This window comes from Ruegeria sp. CF3, assembly GCF_056537365.1.
Window position 1 is genome coordinate 138,251 of the sequence record NZ_JBQFRK010000008.1, and the last position, 7,498, is coordinate 145,748.

Below are 7,498 nucleotides of genomic sequence, written 5' to 3' on the forward strand. Positions count from 1 at the left end.
GTTTGCGGTGAAGGCACGATTTCCCAGAAGTCAATTGACCAGCGAAGGAGCCCGGCATGAGCGTTACAAACCTGCGTCCCAACATCGATCATTGGTCCGAACGCGTGGACATGGCCGCCGCATTCCGCTGGACCGAACGGTTGAACATGCATGAAGGGGTGGCGAACCATTTCAGCCTTGCGGTGAACGAAGACGGCACGCAGTTCCTGATGAATGCCAATCAGATGCATTTCGCGCGTATCAAGGCGTCAAATCTGCTGCTGCTTGATGCCAATGACAAAGATGTCATGGACCAGCCCGGCGCACCGGATCCGACGGCTTGGGGGCTCCACGGATCGATCCACCGCCATTGCCCGCATGCGCGCTGCGTGATGCACGTGCATTCGATTTTTGCGACGGTTCTTGCCTCGCTGGCAGACAGCAGCTTGCCGCCGATCGATCAGAACACCGCAACTTTCTTCAATCGCTACGTAATCGATGAAGAATTCGGAGGTCTGGCTTTTGAAAACGAAGGTGAGCGCTGTGCCGCGATGCTGTCGGACCCGAAAAAGAAAGTCATGATCATGGGCAACCACGGGGTTTTGGTGATCGGCGACAGTCCGGCAGATGCCTTTAACAGACTCTATTATTTTGAACGCGCCGCGGAAACGTACATTCGTGCTCTTCAAACCAGGCAACCTTTGCGCGTTCTGTCCGATGAGATTGCTGAGAAAACCGCGCAAGAGCTTGATGAATATCCCGGTCAGGCCGAAGCACATCTACGCGAAATCAAATCTGTTCTGGATGCCGAAGGCTCGGATTACGCAACCTGAAGCGCACTGTTAGGAGTTTCAGCCATGACCGATATGCATGATGCAGAAGCCGCCCGATGGAATTACCGCCCCGAAGGGCCCGTCGGTTTGAACCCTTTGTTCAACTGGCCGCCGCGTCCTGCGGCTATCCTGAACTGGTACAAAGGGGCTTGGCTTCCCCTTACGTCGCTGACGCTTTGCATGGTGATGGCTTTTGCCGCCTATTTCGTGTTTTTACCTCCATTAGAGACCATGCAGAGTTTCGCGCCCGGCTGGATGTTCCGTATCTGGCTGCTGAACATGGTGCCTCAGATCATGATAGCAGGAGGTCTGCATTGGTGGCTTTACATGCGCAAAGGGCAGGGCATGTACAAGAAATTCGACCGGCGTGATCTGACACGTGACAATGGGTCGTTTACCTTTCGAAATCAGGTTTTGGATAACATCTGGTGGACGCTGGGAAGTGCGATGACTGTGGCGACGGTCTATCAGTGGCTGATCTACTGGGCGATGGCGAATGGCTATGCGCCAGTGATAACCTGGGCCACGGCCCCCGTTTGGTTCGTGATCTGGATGCTTTTCATCCCGATGTGGTCAGGGCTTCATTTCTACTGGGTGCACCGATTGGAACATCACCCGAAACTCTACAAGCACGTTCATGCTGTGCACCATCGCAACGTCAATATCGGACCATGGTCAGGAATATCGAACCATTGGTATGAAAACCTTCTCTATTTCACCACCTACTTCATCCATCTGATTGTACCATCGCATCCGCTGCATCTGCTGTTTCACGCCTACTTCCAGCAGATCAGCCCTGTACTGTCTCACTCGGGTTTCGAAAAGCTGAAGGCTGGTGAAACGGATGCCGCGCGGGCAGGGGACTTCTTCCACCAGCTTCATCACCGGTATTTCGAGTGTAACTACGGCACATCCGAGATTCCGTTCGACAAGTGGTTCGGCACTTATCACGATGGTTCAGCCGAGGCGACAACGCGGACACGGGCTTTCAAGAAGCAGATGTATACTTAAACACGAAGGCGTTCTGCCCCGCCGAGTTCTGCATAGGTCCGTATATGACCTACGCAGAGCTTTGGTCAGGTTTTCTCAAACAATGCGATCAAAGCGACGTCATCTTTGTTGGGGCCGGCAGCAAGATCGCCATAAATCCGGACCTGCGTTAAAGATAAGTCTCTGATCTGATCCGCCTCGAGGCGGCGGAAGGTATCGGCGAACCCGAGCGCCTCAAAGTGTTTTGCGTTGATCGACAGGGCGAACTGCGCACCGTGGCGTGCGACACGCAAGAGCGCTGGCAAAACTTCTGGCCCAAGATGGCCATGGGTGAACGTTCCGGACGAGACGACACCGGCATAGCTGCCGCGCGGAACCGGCAGGCCCTGATTGAGATCGGCTTCGATCGCGTCGCGATAGATATCCTTGCGCATCGCCTCGTCCAGCATTTCGGCGCTGATATCGGTGGCGTCGATCGGACCCACGCCTAACCCGGCCAGAATAGCTCCGCATAACCCAGTGCCTGCGCCTACATCCAATACCGGGCCTTGTCCGCCTGCACCCACAAAAGCGCGCGCCGTGTGGATGTGGAGTTGATAATCCTCAAGCGCTGCGAAACTGTCGTCATATTCCCCTGCCCATTCCGCATAAAGGCGCTTGTTCTCCTCGGGCGATTTCAGGGAGTAGGCTGCGTGCAAGTCAGGTGTCTTTTTGGTCATTTCTCAATGAATGCGCATCAGAGGATTCGAATCAAGTGCGTCCATCCGGCGCTTGCATCCACGTGCCGGGCAGATCATCAAAGGGACCATGACACAGACACTATTCTCCTTCGGCCACGGCTATTCTGCCCGAGCGATATCGAGGCAACTGGATCCAACCACATGGCGGGTCATCGGAACCACGCGTGATTCCCAACAACTTGAGACAATTCGCGATTCGGGTGCCGAGCCTCGTGTCTGGCCAGGGGATCGGCCTGATCTGGACGGGGTGACGCATCTGCTTGTCTCTACAGCACCCACAGCCGATGGTGATCCGGTGCTGGCGGAATTGAAGGATGAGATCGCCGCGCGGATCGGACAGTTCAAATGGGTCGGCTACCTGTCGACCACAGCCGTTTACGGGGATCACCAGGGAGGCTGGGTGGATGAGACGACGCCCGCCACACCGACGGCTGAACGTGGCCGTTGGCGCGTGCGTGCCGAGGAGCAATGGGGCGGCATTCCGGGCCTGCCCTTGCATATCTTCCGACTGGCAGGGATTTACGGGCCGGGTCGCGGGCCGTTTTCAAAGCTGAAACGCGGAGGTTTGCGGCGGATCATCAAGCCGGGCCAGGTGTTTTCGCGCATTCATGTTGACGACATCGCACAGGTTTTGATCGCGTCGATGGCCAAACCCAATCCGGGTGCGATCTACAATGTCTGTGATGATGAACCGGTGCCACCGCAGGATGTGATCGGTTATGCCGCCGAGTTGCAAGGTCTGCCGATGCCACCTGCTGTTCCGTTTGATGAGGCTGATCTGACTCCGATGGCGCGCAGTTTCTATAATGAGAACAAGCGCGTTCGGAATGATCGGATCAAGGATGAACTGGGCGTCTCATTGCTCTATCCGAACTACCGTGTAGGGTTGGAAGCACTGATGCAGCATCAGAAGGATGCCACTTGATCACCGCGCCTTGCCAAGAAACCGGCACGGATTGTATGGGATTTCGATGAAAGACCGCTCTGTCCCGCTGAACATTACCGTTTCGACCCTGACCCGGCAGCGGCCCGAGATGCTGGCCGCTTTGATTCGAAGCTGGGGAGAGATGAAGCTGCCGCCCGACTGCTCGGTGCGATGTTTGGTGGTGGAAAACGACAGCGCAGCGCTCAGCGAAGGTACCGTGCAGGCAGTAGGGGAGAAGCTGCCTAATGGAGCAAGTCTGAACTATGTCCTTGAGACCGAACTCGGCATCCCGTTCGGACGCAACCGAGCCGCACGCGAAGCGTTGGAGAATGGCTCGGATCTGCTCTGTTTTGTCGATGATGACGAAGTGGTGGCGGTCGATTGGCTTGAACGGTTGGTCGCCGGATATCGCAACAGCTCTGCCGTGCTAATGGGCGCTCCGCTTCGTGCGGCGGGGCCATCGGGGCAGGAGACCGCGATTCAGCGGCTGATGTTGCGCAATATCAGCAATCGTTACCTCGACAAGGAAAACGCGGCTGCAAAGAAAGCCACGTTGAACGGTACCGGTGGCGTGACCATCGTGACAAATAACTGGCTGGGCGAGACACGTCTGTTCAGCGAAACCGGCCTTTGGTTCGATGAAACCATGCGGATGACCGGCGGGACGGATGCAAAGTTTTATGCCGAGACCGTTGCTGCAGGCTTACCGGTCGGCTGGGTGCCCGACGCTTTTGTGTACGAGACCATTCCTCCCGAAAGGTTGTCATTCTGGTATCAGACCGCCCGGGGAAGGGACCAGTCCAACACCCATATGCGCCGTAAGCTTGATCAGAAGCCAACAAAGGCGATCTTGGGGTTTTTGAGCACCCCCTTTCGCTTGTTGGCGCTGTTAGGGGCAATCCTTCTGTTTCCGTTCCAACCAGATCGGCGATTGATCCAGATCGCCCGAACGGTTGGGTGGCTTGTCGGGGTATTGGGAATTCCCTTCGGCTATAAATCGGCCCTTTATAAGAAGGTCAGTGGCCACTGAATCTGGGCCGGTCAATCCGTTTTGCGCTAACTCAGTTCAGTCGTTTCATGCGCGGCCATCATCGTAAGCTTATTTGCGTCCACTCTCTCTCGTGCCCGACTTGCGAGGCACGGTGAAGCTTGGTGGTGCAATCGCAATCACGCGCTTCAGGGCCAGGCTGCGCGCAGATGTTCAAGTGATAGCTCTGGATTATCAATATCATCAAAAAACAAAACTTATATGAATGACTTGGATTTGCTAAATCTACACCCAAACAGAAAGAACGAGTCGTTAATGCTATTTCCTACAATGAAGGCAGGGCCGATCTGCGCGATCCCGCGTAACGCCCTTGCCAAGGACGAGCGCAAAAACACTCAAGACCCCTGTTTCTCGTTTCAAAGTTAACCGCGCGACGCACACATCTAGCCAGGACTGGAGATCGATATGGACGGAAGTGATACCCCCAACATGGGCAAATGCCCGGTAATGCATGGCGCCGAGGCCCGGTCCAACCGGGATTGGTGGCCGAACCAACTGAACCTGTCGATTCTGCATCAGCATAGCCCTGCATCGAACCCGATGGGCGAGACATTCGACTATGCCGAAGAGTTCAAGAAGCTCGACCTGAAGGCACTGAAGGAAGACCTCTATGCGCTGATGACGGATTCGCAAGATTGGTGGCCCGCAGATTATGGGCACTATGGCGGTTTGTTCATTCGTATGGCCTGGCACGCAGCGGGCACCTACCGCACGGCAGATGGCCGCGGTGGCGCATCGACCGGCAATCAGCGGTTCGCTCCGCTGAACAGCTGGCCGGACAATGGCAACCTGGACAAGGCGCGCCGTCTGCTTTGGCCGATCAAGCAGAAGTACGGCAACCAGATCTCGTGGGCTGACCTTTACATATTGGCGGGCAACTGCGCGATCGAATCCATGGGCGGTACAACATTTGGATTCTCCGGTGGTCGTGAAGACATCTGGGCACCCGAAGAAGACATTTATTGGGGTGCCGAGACCGAGTGGCTGGCCCCAACCGAGAACCCGCACAGCCGCTATTCGGGCGAACGTGATCTGGAAAACCCGTTGGCCGCTGTGCAAATGGGTCTGATCTATGTGAATCCCGAAGGTCCAGATGGTCAGCCAGATGCCTTGGCTTCAGGTCGCGATATTCGCGACACCTTTGGCCGAATGGCGATGAATGACGAAGAAACCGTTGCTTTGGTTGCGGGTGGTCACACCTTTGGTAAGGCCCACGGCGCCGGTGATCCCGGTCTTGTCGGTCCCGAACCCGAGGCCGCCCCGATGGAGGCGATGGGCTTTGGCTGGATCAACGACTTTGGCAGCGGCAAGGGTGATGATACCACCACCAGCGGCATCGAGGGTGCCTGGACCGCAAACCCGACCAAGTGGGACAACGGTTACTTCGACCTGCTGTTTGGCTACGACTGGAACCTGACCAAGAGCCCAGCGGGCGCATGGATCTGGGAACCTGTTGGGGTCAAGGAAGAGGACATGGCCCCGGCAGCGGGTGATCCATCGAAAAAGGTCAAGACTATGATGACCACCGCCGACATGGCGATGCGCATGGACCCGATCTATGGCCCGATCTCGAAGCGCTTCCACGAAAACCCGGACGAATTTGCCGATGCCTTTGCCCGCGCGTGGTTCAAACTGACCCACCGCGACATGGGTCCGCGTGCGCGTTATCTGGGAGCCGAGGCACCCAGCGAAGAGCTTATTTGGCAAGACAACGTCCCGGCCGTCGATCACGCGCTTATTGACGACGCTGATGTAGCCGATCTGAAAGCCAAGATACTCGCGACGGGATTGTCTGTCTCAGATCTGGTGTCGACCGCTTGGGCTTCGGCCTCGACCTTCCGGGGATCGGATATGCGTGGCGGTGCCAACGGTGCGCGCGTTCGTCTGGCCCCGCAGAAGGATTGGGAGGTCAACGAACCGCTGAAACTGTCCAAGTCGCTGGATGCGCTGGAAGGCGTTCAGAAAGCGTTCAATGACGCACAGTCTGGTGGCAAGAAGGTCGCATTGGCCGATCTCATTGTCTTGGGTGGTGGTGCTGCCATCGAAAAGGCAGCCAAGGCCGCAGGTCATGACGTTGATGTTCCCTTTAGCCCCGGCCGCACCGATGCTTCGCAAGAGCAGACGGATGTCGAGTCTTTCGCGGTGATGGAACCGATAGCGGACGGTTTCCGCAACTACCTGCACAAGGAATACTCGGTTCCGGCCGAAGCCCTGCTGGTGGACAAAGCGCAACTGCTGACGCTGTCGGCACCGGAGATGACTGCGCTTGTAGGTGGGATGCGTGTGCTGGGCACAAACTTTGACGGAACTTCTCATGGTGTGCTGACCGAACGGGTCGGCACGCTCAGCACCGATTTCTTCGTGAACCTGCTGGATATGGGCACCGAATGGAAACCATCCGGTGACGGCATCTATGAAGGCCGCGACCGCGCAAGTGGTGACGTGAAGTGGACAGGTACCCGCGTGGATTTGGTCTTTGGGTCGAACTCGCAGCTGCGGGCACTGGCGGAGGTCTATGGTCAGGACGACGCAGGTGGCAAATTTGTCTGCGATTTCGTCTCGGCCTGGAACAAGGTGATGAACGCGGATCGTTTTGATCTGAAGTAACCCTATAACCATCGCAGTAAATTGCGCCGCCCGAGGAGAGTCGGGCGGCGTTTTCATGCGCCTGGCTCAGGGCGCGTACCAAGCATTGGGTACGATTCCGCCGAGAGACTGTTCTTTCTCTTTCTATAAACCTCTTTTTTGTGAGTTTTCGGGAGGATTTGTTAAGCTAACCTGTTGTTTTTATTAAGGTGAAGAGGAAGGTGGTCGGAAATGTGAAGTTTTTTCAAATTGGGGGTTGCAGGTCCCAGACCTAATCCGTAAATACCCCTTCACCGGCGCTGCTGAGGTGCTGGGACGCGGTGGAAGCTGCGGAGACGCTCGGGAGAGACTGGGGGCATCTGAGGTTTTTGATTGGGCGGTGGCGCTGAGAGATTGG

At 56.4% G+C, this 7,498-nt stretch carries 6 protein-coding genes; 5 read left to right on the forward strand and 1 reads right to left on the reverse strand.

From position 1 onward, the window contains the following. Window positions 1-56 precede the first annotated feature (56 nt). Together ACR0KC_RS20665 and ACR0KC_RS20670 are read left to right on the forward strand one after the other, a co-directional pair. Complete coding sequence (locus ACR0KC_RS20665; protein ID WP_170515321.1) at window positions 57-812, forward strand: class II aldolase and adducin N-terminal domain-containing protein; 756 nt, start codon at window positions 57-59, stop codon at window positions 810-812. 24 nt (window positions 813-836) lie between these two features. After that, window positions 837-1,823 carry a sterol desaturase family protein gene (locus ACR0KC_RS20670; protein ID WP_170613458.1) on the forward strand — a complete coding sequence of 329 codons (987 nt, stop codon included), beginning with the start codon at window positions 837-839 and terminating at the stop codon, window positions 1,821-1,823. 65 nt (window positions 1,824-1,888) lie between these two features. Here ACR0KC_RS20670 and ACR0KC_RS20675 read toward each other — a convergent pair whose 3' ends face one another. Next, window positions 1,889-2,521 (reverse strand): class I SAM-dependent DNA methyltransferase, encoded by a 633-nt coding sequence (locus ACR0KC_RS20675; RefSeq protein ID WP_170408735.1) that lies wholly within the window; start codon window positions 2,519-2,521, stop codon window positions 1,889-1,891. Window positions 2,522-2,609: 88 nt separating this feature from the next. Here ACR0KC_RS20675 and ACR0KC_RS20680 point away from each other — a divergent pair, with 88 nt between their 5' ends. From ACR0KC_RS20680 to katG, 3 genes are all read left to right on the forward strand, one after another. Continuing rightward, window positions 2,610-3,467 carry an SDR family oxidoreductase gene (locus ACR0KC_RS20680; RefSeq protein WP_170515316.1) on the forward strand — a complete coding sequence of 286 codons (858 nt, stop codon included), beginning with the start codon at window positions 2,610-2,612 and terminating at the stop codon, window positions 3,465-3,467. A 46-nt stretch (window positions 3,468-3,513) separates the two neighbouring features. Then, window positions 3,514-4,497 (forward strand): glycosyltransferase, encoded by a 984-nt coding sequence (locus ACR0KC_RS20685; RefSeq protein WP_170567193.1) that lies wholly within the window; start codon window positions 3,514-3,516, stop codon window positions 4,495-4,497. Between the two features lie 423 nt (window positions 4,498-4,920). Further along, window positions 4,921-7,122, forward strand: a complete 2,202-nt coding sequence (gene katG, locus ACR0KC_RS20690) for a catalase/peroxidase HPI (RefSeq protein ID WP_480772213.1) — start codon at window positions 4,921-4,923, stop codon at window positions 7,120-7,122. The last annotated feature ends 376 nt before the right edge of the window (window positions 7,123-7,498 follow it).

Excerpts from the sequence above, each read along its gene's own strand:
- ACR0KC_RS20665 (WP_170515321.1), top strand. The coding sequence starts at position 57 with ATGAGCGTTACAAACCTGCGTCCCAACATCGATCATTGGTCCGAACGC.
- ACR0KC_RS20670 (WP_170613458.1), top strand. The coding sequence starts at position 837 with ATGACCGATATGCATGATGCAGAAGCCGCCCGATGGAATTACCGCCCC.
- ACR0KC_RS20675 (WP_170408735.1), bottom strand. The coding sequence starts at position 2,521 with ATGACCAAAAAGACACCTGACTTGCACGCAGCCTACTCCCTGAAATCG.
- ACR0KC_RS20680 (WP_170515316.1), top strand. The coding sequence starts at position 2,610 with ATGACACAGACACTATTCTCCTTCGGCCACGGCTATTCTGCCCGAGCG.
- ACR0KC_RS20685 (WP_170567193.1), top strand. The coding sequence starts at position 3,514 with ATGAAAGACCGCTCTGTCCCGCTGAACATTACCGTTTCGACCCTGACC.
- katG (WP_480772213.1), top strand. The coding sequence starts at position 4,921 with ATGGACGGAAGTGATACCCCCAACATGGGCAAATGCCCGGTAATGCAT.